Consider the following 14,018-nt stretch of genomic DNA (forward strand, 5'->3'; position numbering starts at 1 on the left):
CCGTTGCTGCGCGCGCTGCGGGCCGTACTGCTCCTGTCCCGCCACCGGCTCCGCCCCCGCCCCCGCCTGCGGGTGGCGTCGGCGCCTTCCTCCCCCGTCGCCGCGCATTCACCCGCCGCTCGGCGGCGGACCGGGGCGGTGACGATGCCGTACCGGGTCAACGCGGCGCACGTGGCCCCGGTCACTCCAAAAGGTGAACGGGCGGGCCGGTACCGGCGGGCGATGCGGTGAAGCCCGCGGCGCCTTCACCGGGTGGGCGGCGTAGCGTCACCGGCACGCCATGCGCCGGGTCTACGATCCGCCGTGATGAGCGCCTTTTCCCGCGTGCCGCGCGCCGTCGCGCGCACGTCGCCGAGACACCGCCTGCTCGTACTGACGGCCGCCTGGCTCCTCACCCGCGGCGTGATGCTGTGGCTGCTCGCCCACAACACGCTGCGCCTGCTGGGCCGGGGGGCGGTGGCGCGCGAGGTCTGGAAGCTGTACCACCACTGGTACCTGGTGCTGTCCCAGGGCGCCTTCCCGGCGCACGACACGCTGTGGCAGTACCCGCCGGGCGCCGCCATGGTGCTGCTCTCCCCGGCGCTGCTGCCGGGTCTGACCTACTTCCAGGCGTTCGTGGCGCTCACCGTCGTGGCGGACGCGGTGATCGCGCTGGCGCTGGCCCGCGCGGGCACCCACCCCGGCCGCAGCCTGCGCGGGGCCGCCTACTGGGTCGCGGGCCTGCCGCTGCTGCAGCACATCCCGCTGGCCCGCTACGACCTGCAGGTCACCGCCTTCGCCGTGCTCTCCCTGCTGGCGCTGCGGCGCTCCTCGCGCGCCTGCGGCGCACTGGCGGCGCTGGGCGCCCTGGTGAAGATCTGGCCGGTGCTGGTGCTGCTGGGCACCCCCCGGGGCCGAACGACGCGTTCGGCGTGGACGTGGGCGGCGCTCACGGCGGCGGCCGCCGGGCTGCTCCTGGCCCTCCTGTTCCGCAACCCCCTGTCCTTCGTCCGCCAGCAGGGCGGCCGGGGCGTGCAGATCGAGTCGTTCGGCGGCACGGTGCTGGCCTTCGCGACCCGCGCCGGCTGGCCGGGGACGGTGCGCTACCAGTACGGTGCGCTGGAGTTCACCGGCCCGTACGTGTCGACCGTGGCGCACCTGGCGCTGCTGCTGTCGGTGGCCGCCTTCGGCCTGCTGCTGTGGTGGCGGGTGCGGGCCCGGCGCTGGACGCCGGCGACCCCGTACGACGCGGCGCTGACCGCCGTCCTGCTGTTCACCGTCACCAGCCGGGTGATCAGCCCGCAGTACATGGTCTGGCTGCTCGGGCTGGCCGCGGTGTGCCTGACGTCACGGCACACCACCCAGCGTCCGGTGGCCGCGCTGATCGCGCTGGCGAGCCTGGTGAGCGCGATCGCCTACCCGAGCCTCTACCCTCAGGTGGCGGGGTGCACATGGGCGGGGTGTGCGCTGATGCTCACCCGCAACGGCCTGCTCGCCGCCGCGGCGGTAGTCTCGTTCGCCCGGCTGCGACGCTCGACGAAACTGGTGGTACCCGACAGACAACTCACGGTGGACAGGCGCCGTCTTCCGCACGGGACGCCCAGTCCGTCTTGACCAGATCTCACCGGATCGACCTCATCTGACCCACCGCACTCTCACCGACCGCCCCTACGATCCCGCTGTGGACTCCATGCACCCCCACCAGAGCCAGAGCCCCGACCAGACACTTCCCGACGTCAGCGTCGTCGTCATCGGCTACAACGACGCCGGCCACGTCGCCGACGCGGTGCGCTCAGCCCTCGCGCAGGGGCCCGTGGTCCGTGAGGTGATCGCGGTCGACGACTGCTCGACGGACGGCAGCCCCGAGCTGCTCACCCGCCTCGCCGAGGCGGAACCCAGAGTGCGCGTGGTGCGGCGCCGGACCAACAGCGGCGGCTGCGGCAGCCCCCGCAACACCGGACTCGACGCGGTGACGTCGCCGTACGTGATGTTCCTCGACAGCGACGACGTGCTGCCGCCCGGCGCGGCGCGGGCGCTGCTCGCGGCCGCCCGGGACGAGGACGCCGAGGTCGCGGCCGGCCTGTGCGTGCGCCGCGAACTGCCCTCGGGGCGCGAGGTGCCCTGGCAGGAGGCCCTGTACGCGCACAGCGCCGTGTTCACCCGCCCCGATCAGCTCACGCGCCTGGTGCACGACACCCTGTGCGTCAACAAGCTGTACCGCACGGACTTCCTGCGCGAGCACGCCATCCGCTTCCCCGAGGGCCGCTTCCCCTACGAGGACATCGTGTTCACCGCGCGGGTGCTGGCCGCCGCCCCGCGCATGGCCCTCGTCCCGGACCGGGTCTACCTGTGGCACGTGCGCCGCTCCGCCCGGCACCTGTCGATCTCGCTGGACCGGGCGCACATCGAGAACTGGCGGGCCCGCATCACGGCCAACCGGCAGGCGTACGAGATCCTGCTGGGCGCCGGGCGCAAGGAGCTGGCGCGGGCGGCGCGCGCCAAGTTCCTCGACCACGAGCTGCGCATGTACGCCCGCGAGCTGGGCCTGCGCGACGCGGAGTACCGGCGCGCGTGGTGGGCGCACACGCGGGCGTACCTCGGCGAGTACGACGCGGCCGACTGGACCGCCTCCCCGACCGCGCCCGGCCGCCTGATCGCCCGGGTGATCCTGGCCTCCCCCGAGCCGCGCGACCTGCCCCGGCTCAGGGAGCTGGCCGCCCGCCCGGCCCGGCTGTGCCCGCCGTATGCGCGGGGCGAGGACGGCACGCCCCTGTGGGCGCGCGATCTGCCCCAGGTCGCCCTGGAGCCCTACCTGACCCTTCCCGCGCACCAGGCACCGCTCGCCGTGGACGCCGCGCTGCTCCCCCGCGCGCCCGTGACCGCGCTGCGGCTGCGCCTGCACGAGATGTACGGCCAGGTCGCCGCCGCCGGGCCGCAGGCGCTCGACGTGGAGTGGCGGCACCGGGACGCCGGCCGGGCGGCCCAGTGCACCACGGTCGCGCTGACCGCCTCCGGGAACGGCGTGTGGTCGGCCGAGACGCCCGTGGACCTGGCGGGGCTCGGCTCGGGCACCTGGGATCTGCGGCTGCGGGTGCGGTTCGCCGACGGCACCTCCCGCGAGACGTCGGCGCACGCCCGCGCGGGAAACGGGCTGCTGCGCCGCAGCGTCGTGCCCAGCCTGCGCTTCGGCGTGCTGCTGGCCCAGCCCTACGCCACGCACTCCGGCGCGCTCGCCCTGCGCCTGGCAACCGGCCTGCAGGGCGTCACCTCGGTCCTGCGCGGCAGACTCCGCCGCCTGCTCGGCTGAGGCACGCGCCCGCGCACGCCGCCGCCTGCTCGACCGAGGCCCCGCGCCGGCGCACGCCGCACGTTTCCGGCCCCGTGCGCGGGACGTTTTCCGGCCCCGTGCGTGGCACGATCCACGCGGTGACGCCGGCGCCGTGGTCCGGGGCGCGCCTCGGTAGGGGCCGGGGTGCGGGGACTCTCGACCCCTCGCCCGTTCCTGCCCGGGTCCGGGCGCGAGCCGCCCGGCCCCGCGGCCGGACACGCCCTTCCGGACCCCGCGCTCCGGCCGTCACCCCGTGCCCGGCGGACGCCTACAGCGCCTTGATCGCCTCCGCCGTCCCTCGGGCCAGCCCGTCCAGATACCCCTTGGACGGCTTCGGGCCGCGGATGACGACCGCCCGCCAGTACAGGGGGCCCGAGATCAGGTCGAGCGCGAGGTCGCGGTCGAGCCCGGCGCGGATCTCCCCGCGGTCCGCGGCCGCCGCGAGGATGCTGCTGGCCACGCTCTCCTGACCGTCCCGCAGCGCCCGCTGCACCGCCTCGGCCATGTCCGGGTTGCGGGCGGCCTCGGCCTGCAGGTCGGGCAGGATCTGCGAGGCGACGGGGTGGCGCAGCGCGCGGGAGGTCACCTCGTACAGCAGCCGCAGGTCGCTCTGCAGGGAGCCGGTGTCGGGCGCGGGCAGGCCCTGGACGGCGAGCGCCGAGACGATGTCGAGCACAAGGTGCAGCTTGGAGCGCCAGCGGCGGTACACGGCCGTCTTGCCGACCCCGGCGCGCCGCGCGATGCCCTCGATCGACATGCGCGCGTACCCGACGGCCGCGAGTTCCTCGAAGACGGCCGCCCGGATCGCCGCCGTGACGTCCTCGCGGAGGACGGCCGCGCCCGCGGGGGCACGGCGGCGCGGACGCGTCTGGGGTTCGCCGGCGTTCGTCGTCATGCCGCCCAGCATAGGGCGTGAGGACGAAACGGTTGCGTTCCGACGTCGCTTCGCCGTACGCTCCCGTTGCGACGATACGGTCCCGTCCCGACGTAAGAGCAGGTGAAGAGCACGGTAAGCGCGGCACGATCAGCGCCCCGTGTGCCCCGGCCAGACGCCCGGCCCGGGACCGCACCTCCACCCCCCTCCCCGACCGAAAGCAGCGGATGTGAGCCAGGTCCTCCACACACCGCCCCACAGCCCGGCGCACGCCGAGGACGACCTCGCGGCGCTCGCCGCCCGGTACGGCCTGTCCGTCAGCGGCGCGCGCCCCTCCCTGCCGGAGTACGTCCGCCAGCTGTGGGCCCGGCGCCACTTCATCACCGCCTTCGCCACCGCCAAGCTCACCGCGCAGTACAGCCAGGCCCGGCTCGGCCAGATCTGGCAGGTGGCCACGCCCCTGCTGAACGCGGCGGTCTACTACTTCATCTTCGGCGTGCTGCTCGGCACCAAGCACGGCGTGGCCGACTACATCCCGTTCCTGGTCACCGGCGTGTTCGTGTGGACGTTCACGCAGAGCTCGATCATGGCGGGCACCCGCGCCATCTCCGGGAACCTCGGCCTGGTGCGCGCGCTGCACTTCCCGCGCGCCGCGCTGCCCATCTCCTTCGCCCTGCAGCAGTTGCAGCAGCTGCTGTTCTCGATGGCCGCGCTCGTCATCATCCTGTTCTGCTTCGGCATCCCGGTCGGCCCCTCCTGGGTGCTGACCGTCCCGGTGCTGTTCCTGCAGTTCGTCTTCAACGCCGGCGTCTCGATGGTCATGGCCCGGATGGGCGCCAAGACCCCGGACATCGCCCAGCTGATGCCGTTCGTTCTGCGCACCTGGATGTACGTCTCGGGCGTGATGTTCAGCATCGACAGCACGCTGAAGCACACCAGCCTGCCGCACGCCGTGCAGGTGTTCCTGGAGGCCAATCCGGCCGCCGTCTACATCGACCTGATGCGCTTCGCGCTGATCGACAGCTTCCGCGCCGACCAGCTCCCGCACCACGTGTGGGCGTACGCACTGGGCTGGGCGCTGCTCGCCGGCATCGGCGGCTTCGTCTACTTCTGGAAGGCAGAGGAGAGGTACGGCCGTGGCTGAGCGCTCCACCGAGAACATCCCCACCGTCATCGCCGACAACGTCGACATCGTCTACCGGGTCTACGGCACCGGCGCGGGCCGCGGCTCCGCGACCGCCGCCCTCAACCGCATCCTGCGCCCGAAGCAGGCCGAGAAGACGGCGGGCGTGCGCCGGGTGCACGCGGTGAAGAAGGTGTCGTTCGTCGCCTACAAGGGCGAGGCCATCGGCCTGATCGGCACCAACGGCTCCGGCAAGTCCACGCTGCTCAAGGCGATCGCCGGCCTGCTGCCGGTGGAGAGCGGCAAGATCTACACCGACGGCCAGCCCTCCCTGCTCGGCGTCAACGCCGCCCTGATGAACGACCTGACCGGCGAGCGCAACGTCCACCTCGGCGGCCTGGCCATGGGCATGTCCCGGGAGCAGATCAAGGAGCGCTACCAGGAGATCGTCGACTTCTCCGGCATCAACGACAAGGGCGACTTCATCTCCCTGCCGATGCGCACGTACTCCTCCGGCATGGCCGCCCGGCTGCGGTTCTCCATCGCCGCCGCCAAGGACCACGACGTGCTGCTCATCGACGAGGCCCTGGCCACCGGCGACCGCGCCTTCCAGAAGCGCTCCGAGCAGCGCATCCGCGAGCTGCGCAAGCAGGCCGGCACGGTCTTCCTCGTCAGCCACAACAACAAGTCCATCCGCGACACCTGCGAACGCGTGCTGTGGCTGGAGCGCGGGGTGCTGCGCATGGACGGCCCCACCGAGGACGTCCTGAAGGAGTACGAGGCGTTCACCTCGGGCAAGTCGTAGACCGCCCGTGCCCTCGGCCCCCGCCCGCGCCCCTCGCTCCTGCGCGTGGTGCGTGAGCGTCCGGGAGTGGGTGGGGAGCGCCGCGTTGTCGTACCCGGCTGACACACTGTTTCCATGCGGATTGTGGTTCTGGCAGGCGGCATCGGTGGTGCCCGGTTCCTGCGCGGTCTGAAGCGGGCCGTGCCGGACGCGGACGTCACGGTCATCGGCAACACCGGCGACGACATCCACCTCTTCGGGCTGAAGGTCTGCCCGGACCTGGACACGGTGATGTACACGCTCGGTGGCGGCATCAACGAGGAGCAGGGCTGGGGCCGGGCGGAGGAGACCTTCCACCTCAAGGAGGAGCTGGCGGCGTACGGCGTCGGGCCGGAGTGGTTCGGGCTCGGCGACCGTGACTTCGCCACGCACATCGTGCGCACCCAGATGCTGGGGGCCGGTTACCCGCTCAGCGCGGTGACCGAGGCGCTGTGCGACCGGTGGAAGCCGGGCGTACGGCTGATCCCGATGACCGACGACCGGGTGGAGACGCACGTCGCCGTGGAGATCGACGGCGAACGCAAGGCGATCCACTTCCAGGAGTACTGGGTGCGGCTGCGCGCGTCGGTGCCCGCGCAGGCGGTCGTGCCGGTCGGCGCGGAGCAGGCCAAGCCCGCGCCGGGCGTGCTGGAGGCGATCGCCGAGGCGGACGTGATCCTCTTCCCGCCGTCCAACCCGGTCGTCTCCGTCGGCACGATCCTGGCCGTGCCCGGCATCCGGGAGGCGATCGCCGACGCCGGGGTGCCGGTGATCGGCCTGTCCCCCATCGTCGGGGACGCGCCGGTGCGCGGCATGGCCGACAAGGTCCTCGCGGCGGTCGGCGTGGAGTCGACGGCCGCGGCGGTGGCCGAGCACTACGGCTCGGGGCTGCTCGACGGCTGGCTCGTCGACACGGTGGACGCGGCCTCGGTGGAGCGGGTCGAGGCGGCCGGCATCCGGTGCCGGGCGGTGCCGCTGATGATGACGGACGTCGACGCCGCCGCGCAGATGGCACGGGAGGCGCTGGCCCTGGCGGAGGAGGTGCGGGCAGCGTGAGCGGCACGCCGTCGACACCGACGCGGGACGGTACGGCGCCGGACGGGGGCGGCGCGCCCGCGTACCGGGTGTGGGCCGTGCCCGGCATCCCCGAGGTGAGCGCGGGCGACGACCTGGCCAAGCTGATCGCCGCGGCGGAACCGGGCCTGGCCGACGGGGACGTGCTGCTCGTCACCTCGAAGATCGTCTCCAAGGCGGAGGGCCGCGTGGTGCGGGCGGCCGACCGGGAGGCCGCGATCGACGCCGAGACGGTGCGGGTGGTGGCCCGGCGCGGGCCGCTGCGCATCGTGGAGAACCGGCAGGGCCTGGTCATGGCCGCCGCCGGCGTCGACGCCTCCAACACGCCCGCCGGCACGGTGCTGTTGCTGCCGCAGGACCCGGACGCCTCCGCGCGGGCGATCCGCGACGGCCTGCGCGAGGCGCTCGGCGTCGATGTCGCGGTCGTCGTCACCGACACCTTCGGCCGCCCCTGGCGGGCCGGGCTCACCGATGTCGCCATCGGCGCCGCCGGACTGCGCGTCCTGGACGACCTGCGCGGCGGCACGGACGCGCACGGCAACCCGCTCAGCGCCACCGTGGTCGCCACCGCGGACGAACTGGCCGCCGCGGGCGACCTCGTCAAGGGCAAGGCCGCCGCCCTGCCCGTGGCCGTGGTACGCGGACTGGGCCACCTGACGAGCGCCGACCACGGGCAGGGAGCCCGGGCCCTGGTGCGCGACGCGCGCGACGACATGTTCCGGCTCGGCACCTCCGAGGCCGTACGGGAGGCGGTCACCCAGCGGCGCACCGTACGGTCCTTCACCGACGAGCCCGTCGACCCCGGCGCGGTCCGGCGGGCGGTGGCCGCGGCGGTCACGGCGCCCGCGCCGCACCACACCACGCCCTGGCGGTTCGTGCTGCTGGAGTCGCCCGAGTCGCGGACCCGGCTGCTCGACGCGATGCGCGAGGCGTGGATCGCGGACCTGCGGCGCGACGGCAAGAGCGAGGAGTCGATCGCGAAGCGGGTCCGCCGCGGGGACGTGCTGCGCAACGCGCCGTACCTGGTGGTGCCCTGCCTGGTCATGGACGGCTCGCACACGTACGGCGACGAGCGGCGCGATGCCGCCGAACGCGAGATGTTCGTGGTGGCCGCCGGGGCCGGGGTGCAGAACTTCCTGGTCGCGCTGGCCGGGGAGCGGCTCGGCTCGGCCTGGGTGTCCTCGACGATGTTCTGCCGGGACGTGGTGCGCGAGGTGCTGGGACTGCCGCCGGAGTGGGACCCGATGGGCGCCGTCGCGGTCGGGCATCCGGCGGAGCAGCCGAGACCGCGCCCGGACCGGGAGGCGTCGGCGTTCATCGAGGTGCGCTGAGGCGCGCTCTCGTTCAAGGGAGCTGAGCGCGCTCCCGCCCAGGGCGCTGACGCTCAGGTGCGCTCTCGTCCCGGGAGTGGTGTGACCCCTCGCCAGGGGCGGTGGTCGCCCTCGCCCACCTGTGGGGTGAGGCGCGCCACCCGGCCGGGAACGGTCAGGCGGCCCCGCCCGGGGTGCGCACCGCCTAGGCTCGTCGTTCGTGGCAGGACGTTTCGCTCCGCGGCCCACCCGCACCACGGTGCGCGGGGGCCATGTCGTCGTGCCCGCGGGGGTGCCGCGGCAGGCGGCGGCTCCGGGGCGGGTGCGCACGTGGGTGCCCGAGGGCCCGCTCGATCTGGGGCTGGTGCTCGGGCCGCTGCGGCGCGGGCCGGGCGACCCGACGTTCCGTGCGACGCCCGACGGATCCATCTGGCGGGCGAGCCGTACGCCGCTGGGACCGGGAACGCTGCGGGTCTCGGTGCACGGCGGCGCGGTGCGCGGCCAGGCGTGGGGGCCGGGGGCCGAGTGGCTGCTGGAGCAGCTGCCCGAGCTGCTCGGCGCGGCCGACGACCCCGCGGCGTTCGAGCCGCGGCACCGGCTGCTCGCACTGACCCGGCACCGGCGCCCCGGCCTGCGGCTGACGCGGACCGGGCTGGTGCTGGAGTCGTTGATCCCGTCGATCCTGGAGCAGAAGGTCACCACGGTCGAGGCGTACGCGGCGTGGCGGACGCTGGTACGGAAGTACGGCGAGCCGGCGCCCGGTCCCGTGCCGGTGCGGATGTACGTCATGCCGGCGCCGCGCACCTGGGCGCTGATCCCGTCCTGGGAGTGGCATCGCGCCGGGGTCGACGACAAACGGGCGTCCACGGTGCTGCGGGCGGTGCGGGTCGCGGCGCGGCTGGAGGAGGCGGTGCGGATGCCTCCGGAGGCGGCGCGTGAGCGGCTGGAGGTGGTGTCCGGGATCGGGCCGTGGACGTCGGCGGAGACCGTGCAGCGCAGTCATGGGGCGCCGGACGCGGTGACGGTCGGGGACCTGCATCTGCCGGGGATCGTCGGGTTCGCGCTGGCCGGGGACAGGCATGCGGACGACGCGCAGATGCTGCGGCTGCTGGAGCCGTACGCCGGGCAGCGGCACCGGGCGGCCCGGCTGATCCTGCTGAGCGGGAGGGTGCCGCCGCGGCGGGCGCCGCGGATGCCCCGGGGGGACATCGGGCGGTTGTGAGGCGGACGGCTCGGCCTTGGCGGCGCGGGCTCGGCCTTGGCGGCGCGGCCGCTGAGCCTGGGCGGCGCGGCGGCTGAGCCGTCGCGGCGCGGCCGGACGGAGGTGCCCTGTCGGCGCCACGCCGCGCGGAACCACCCGCCGCTGCCACCCCGCCGCGCGGACCTGCCCCGCCGCGCGGACCTGCCCCGCCGCGCCTACTGGTCCGAAGAGAAGCGCACGGCCCCCGCCGGGATGCGGGCGTCGCACCAGACTCTGACGCCCTCCCTCAGTTCGTTGTCGGCGCCCACGACCGCGCCGTCGCCGATGACGGTGCCGGTCAGGACGGAGCGGGTGCCGATGCGGGCGCGGGTGCCGATGAGGGAGTCGGTGATGACGGCGCCGGGCTCGATCACGGCGCCCGGCAGGATCGTACTGCCCGTCACCCGCGCCCCCTCGGCGACGAACGCGCCCTCGCCCACCACCGTGCCCCCCGTCAGCTTGGCGTCGGGGGCGACGACGGCCGTGGGCAGCACGAGCTGATCGCCGCACCGGCCGGGGACGGCCGGGGAGGGGGCGCGGCCCAGCACCAGGTCCGCCGAGCCGCGGACGAACGCGGCCGGGGTGCCGAGGTCCAGCCAGTAGGTGGAGTCCACCATGCCCTGCAGGTGCGCCCCGGCGGCCAGCAGGTCCGGGAAGGTCTCCCGCTCCACCGACACCGGCCGGCCCTGCGGGATCGTGTCGATGACCGAGCGGCGGAAGACGTACGCCCCCGCGTTGATCTGGTCGGTGACGATCTCCTCGGGGGTCTGCGGCTTCTCCAGGAACGCCAGCACGCGGCCCGTCCCGTCGGTCGGGACCAGTCCGTACGCCCGCGGGTCCGTCACCTTCGTCAGGTGCAGCGAGACGTCCGCGCCCGTCTCCTGGTGGGTGCGCACCAGGGCCCGGATGTCGAGCCCGGTGAGGATGTCGCCGTTGAAGACGAGGACCGGCTCGTCCGGGCCGGAGTGCAGCCGGGAGGCGACGTTGCGGATCGCGCCGCCCGTGCCCAGCGGCTCCTCCTCCGTCACGTACTCCAGGTGGAGTCCGAGCGAGGAGCCGTCGCCGAAGTACGGTTCGAAGACCTCGGCCAGGTAGGACGTGGCGAGCACGATGTGCTCCACGCCCGCCGCCCGGGCCCGCGCCAGCTGGTGCGTGAGGAACGGCACGCCCGCCGCCCGCACCATGGGCTTGGGTGTGTGCACCGTGAGCGGGCGCAGCCGGGTGCCCTTGCCGCCGACCAGGAGGATCGCTTCTGTCACCTGTCGTCTCTGCTTCCTGCCGGGACCGGCCGATCTGTCCTTCGGCCGGCCAGTGTATGCAGACCGTTGCCACAGCTCTGGAACCAGTTGCGGTGCCGGTGGTGCCGGTGGTGCGGTGAGATCGGCGACGCCGCTCAGCGGCCCTGGTAACGCGCCGCGGCCGAGCGGATCGTGCCGAGCTTGTCGTAGAGCTGCCGCCCGGGGCAGTCGGTGGCGAAGCCGTCCCGGTGGCCGGAGATCACGTTCAGGCGTACGTTCTTTCCCTTTTGGTAGAGGTTGCCACCGCCGGACTTCAGATATGTCTTTCCGCGCGGATCCACCCGGTACAGGCCGAGCTTCCAGGCGGCCAGCCGCGCCACGGCGTCGACGGCGGCGGCGGGGGGCTTCGACGTGCTGTAGGTGCCGATGACGGCGATGCCCGCCGTGTTGCTGTTGAACCCCATGGTGTGGGCGCCGAGGACCGGCTTGGCCACCCCGCCGGCCCGGCCCTCGTAGATGGTTCCGCACTTGTCGACGAGGAAGTTGTAGCCGATGTCGCGCCAGCCCATGCTCTTGACGTGGTAGCGGTAGATACTGCGGATGACCGACGGCGTCTGCGAGCAGCGGTAGCTGTTGCCCGTGACGGTGTGGTGGACGAACACCGCCTTGACCTTCTTGGTGTAGACGAACCCCTTGGCCCTGAGCGACTCGTCCGCGCCCCAGCCGCGGCGGGTGACGATGCGCGGCCGTGCGCCGATGTACGGCGTGGCCATCTGGTCCGCCGTCAGGTCGGGGCCGCGCAAGGAGATCAGCTCGCGCTCGGTGCCCTCGCGGTCGAGCGCGGGAATCTCGGTGGCGCCCAGTGGGGCGAGGCCCGAGTTGGCGGCGGAGGCGGCGGTCGCGGCTTCGCTCATCTCGCCGAGGCGCGTCTGGTCGTCGTCCGGTGCGCCGGCCGCCGACCCGGCCCCCGCACCGGACTGGACCGGACCACCGGAACCGCCGGAGCCGCCGAGTCCGCCGGAACCGCCTGAGCCACCGGTACCACCGGAACCGCCGGCGTCATCCAGGCCACCCGTGCCACCGGAACCACCGAGACCGCCGACGCCGCCCGGACCACCGGAGCCACCAGAACCGCCCGGACCACCAAGGTCACCCAGACCATCGAGGTCACCCAGACCCTCGACGTCGCCCAGGCCACCGGAGCCACCGGGGCCATCAGAGCCACCGGCGTCCACCGGATCGCCCGGATCGACCAGTTCCAGGCGCAGACCCGAGGGCAACGGCAGCCGCAGGGACAGGGACAGCGGCGGATCGGCGTCCCCCGGATCCTCCTTGTCCGCGGCCCGCGCGGCGTCCCCCTGGACGCGCACCTCCACGCCGTCGCTGTCGCCCACCCACAGGGGCGCGGTGGCGCCGCGTACGTGTCCGCCGGCCCGCTCGGCGCTTCCCGGGTCGGCTCCGTGGTCGGCGTTGTCGGTGTCGAGGCTCTGCCAGGCGGACCAGGCGCCGGTGGCGGCGGAGCGGGTGCGGACCCGGGCGGTGCCGTGCAGCTCGGCGCCGGGGTCGTCCCAGACCACGCCGACCAGGGAGAAGTGCCGTACGTGAGGGCGGATCAGGCCCTGCTCGCGGGCCACGCCGACGGAGCGGCCGCGGGACCCCCGGTCCAGGGGGACCAGGGGCAGGGACTGGGTGCTGCCGGGGACGGCGGCCCGCACCGGTCCCGTCGCGGCGGCCGTCGTTCCCGACGACGCCGTTCTCACCGTCCCGGGTGCCGCCGTCGCCGCGGTGGCGGGGAGTGCGGACGCGAGGGCGAGGGTCAGCGTGCTGGTGACACCGATCGAGGACGCGAGGAAGCCGTATCGACGCATGCCCCCGATCTTGGACATAGTCATACATATCTGTCCATGAAGAACTGACGGTGCGTCGGTTTTCCTTTCGTTTTTCTTCGACGTTCCTCGGCCTTCCACGGCCCGTCTCGGCTCCGCCTCGACCGAACCGGTGACCGTCCGGCCGCCCCCGCGGGTCCACCCTCCCCTGCGCCGATCCGGCGGCGCGTACGCTGACGCGGGTGAACGCCACCGAACGAACCCCTGCGGACCTGCTGCGTTCCGCGCTGGCCGCGGACCCCGGACGCCCCCTGATCACCTTCTACGACGACGCCACGGGCGAACGCGTCGAACTGTCCGTGGCCACCTTCTCCAACTGGGTGGCCAAGACCGCGAACCTCCTCCAGTCCGACCTCGCCGCCGGGCCCGGGGACCGGGTCGCCCTGCTGCTGCCGGCGCACTGGCAGACGGCCGTGTGGCTGCTGGCGTGCGCCTCGGTCGGCGTCTGCGCCGACGTCGGCGGGGACCCGGCGGAGGCCGACGTGGTGGTCAGCGGACCGGACACGCTGGAGGCGGCGCGCGCCTGCTCGGGCGAGCGGGTCGCGCTGGCCCTGCGCCCGCTGGGCGGCCGGTTCCCGCAGCCGCCCGAGGGTTTCGTCGACTACGCCGTGGAAGTGCCGGGGCAGGGCGACCGGTTCGCCCCGTTCGCACCCGTGGACCCGGAGGAGCCCGCGCTGATCGTGGCGGGGGCGGAGTACACCGCCGCGGAGGTCGTGGACCGGGCGCGCGGCGACGCTCCGGAACTGGGCCTGACGGGACCGGGCTCGCGGCTGCTGTCCGGGCTGCCGTACGACACCTGGAAGGGGCTGAGCGCGGGCCTGTACGCACCGCTCGCGGCCGGCGGTTCGGTCGTGCTGTGCCGGAACCTGGACCGCCTGGCCGAGGACTCCCTGGCCAAGCGCATCGAGAGCGAGCGGGTCACGGCCACGGCGCGGTGACCTTCCCTTCGGGGCTCGCGCCATGCGCCCGCACGGTCATGGCCGCGTCGCGGCGGGGTCAGGGCGGGGTCATAGCGGAGGAGGGGAAATACGTCCGGGGCCGGCTCCTTTACACATCTGACGCCTCCCACCAGCCCCTCCAGGTGGATTCCGGCTGGCTCGCGATCTCTACTCACAAAGCGCCCTCGACCCACGACACGGCGAG

The 14,018-nt window shown here is 74.0% G+C and carries 12 protein-coding genes; 9 read left to right on the forward strand and 3 right to left on the reverse strand.

Annotated elements, in window-relative coordinates; all coding sequences use genetic code 11:
* The 3 genes from GV126_RS36840 to GV126_RS30560 all read left to right on the forward strand — a co-directional run.
* A partial coding sequence (locus GV126_RS36840; RefSeq protein ID WP_236570188.1) for a hypothetical protein occupies positions 1–231 on the forward strand: 231 nt, incomplete at its 5' end.
* A gap of 75 nt (positions 232–306) precedes the next feature.
* Positions 307–1,593 carry a glycosyltransferase 87 family protein gene (locus tag GV126_RS30555; RefSeq protein ID WP_159672706.1) on the forward strand — a complete coding sequence of 429 codons (1,287 nt, stop codon included), beginning with the start codon at positions 307–309 and terminating at the stop codon, positions 1,591–1,593.
* Positions 1,594–1,669: 76 nt separating this feature from the next.
* Positions 1,670–3,286, forward strand: coding sequence for a glycosyltransferase family 2 protein (locus GV126_RS30560; protein WP_159674284.1), 1,617 nt, complete (start codon positions 1,670–1,672; stop codon positions 3,284–3,286).
* Positions 3,287–3,575: 289 nt separating this feature from the next.
* On the opposite strand, the gene GV126_RS30565 is transcribed toward GV126_RS30560, so the two are convergent.
* The gene (locus tag GV126_RS30565; RefSeq protein ID WP_419795985.1) at positions 3,576–4,214 is read right to left on the reverse strand and encodes a TetR/AcrR family transcriptional regulator; all 639 of its coding nucleotides are present in this window, start codon (positions 4,212–4,214) and stop codon (positions 3,576–3,578) included.
* A 196-nt stretch (positions 4,215–4,410) separates the two neighbouring features.
* On the opposite strand from GV126_RS30565, the gene GV126_RS30570 reads away from it, so the two are divergent.
* The 5 genes from GV126_RS30570 (at position 4,411) to GV126_RS30590 (ending at position 9,733) form a co-directional block, all read left to right on the forward strand.
* Complete coding sequence (locus GV126_RS30570; protein ID WP_159672709.1) at positions 4,411–5,325, forward strand: ABC transporter permease; 915 nt, start codon at positions 4,411–4,413, stop codon at positions 5,323–5,325.
* Positions 5,318–6,109, forward strand: coding sequence for an ABC transporter ATP-binding protein (locus GV126_RS30575; protein ID WP_159672711.1), 792 nt, complete (start codon positions 5,318–5,320; stop codon positions 6,107–6,109). The genes GV126_RS30570 and GV126_RS30575 overlap by 8 nt, the downstream gene beginning before the upstream one ends.
* A 114-nt stretch (positions 6,110–6,223) precedes the next feature.
* Positions 6,224–7,183, forward strand: a complete 960-nt coding sequence (cofD, locus tag GV126_RS30580; protein WP_159672712.1) for a 2-phospho-L-lactate transferase — start codon at positions 6,224–6,226, stop codon at positions 7,181–7,183.
* Positions 7,180–8,532, forward strand: a complete 1,353-nt coding sequence (locus GV126_RS30585) for a coenzyme F420-0:L-glutamate ligase (RefSeq protein ID WP_268977471.1) — start codon at positions 7,180–7,182, stop codon at positions 8,530–8,532. The genes cofD and GV126_RS30585 overlap by 4 nt, the downstream gene beginning before the upstream one ends.
* 199 nt (positions 8,533–8,731) lie before the next feature.
* Positions 8,732–9,733 carry a DNA-3-methyladenine glycosylase family protein gene (locus GV126_RS30590; RefSeq protein ID WP_159672714.1) on the forward strand — a complete coding sequence of 334 codons (1,002 nt, stop codon included), beginning with the start codon at positions 8,732–8,734 and terminating at the stop codon, positions 9,731–9,733.
* A gap of 194 nt (positions 9,734–9,927) precedes the next feature.
* Here GV126_RS30590 and manB read toward each other — a convergent pair whose 3' ends face one another.
* Both manB and GV126_RS30600 read right to left on the reverse strand, forming a co-directional pair.
* Positions 9,928–11,010 (reverse strand): mannose-1-phosphate guanylyltransferase, encoded by a 1,083-nt coding sequence (gene manB, locus GV126_RS30595; protein ID WP_028421786.1) that lies wholly within the window; start codon positions 11,008–11,010, stop codon positions 9,928–9,930.
* 134 nt (positions 11,011–11,144) lie between these two features.
* Positions 11,145–12,875, reverse strand: coding sequence for a peptidoglycan recognition protein family protein (locus GV126_RS30600; RefSeq protein ID WP_236570314.1), 1,731 nt, complete (start codon positions 12,873–12,875; stop codon positions 11,145–11,147).
* Positions 12,876–13,057: 182 nt separating this feature from the next.
* Between GV126_RS30600 and GV126_RS30605 the strand changes: the two genes are divergently transcribed.
* A complete protein-coding gene (locus GV126_RS30605) occupies positions 13,058–13,813 on the forward strand; it encodes a TIGR03089 family protein (protein WP_159672716.1) in 756 nt (251 codons plus the stop codon).
* Positions 13,814–14,018 lie beyond the last annotated feature (205 nt).

Origin of the sequence: Streptomyces mexicanus (assembly GCF_902506575.1) — a bacterium.
Lineage (GTDB): Bacteria > Actinomycetota > Actinomycetes > Streptomycetales > Streptomycetaceae > Streptomyces > Streptomyces mexicanus.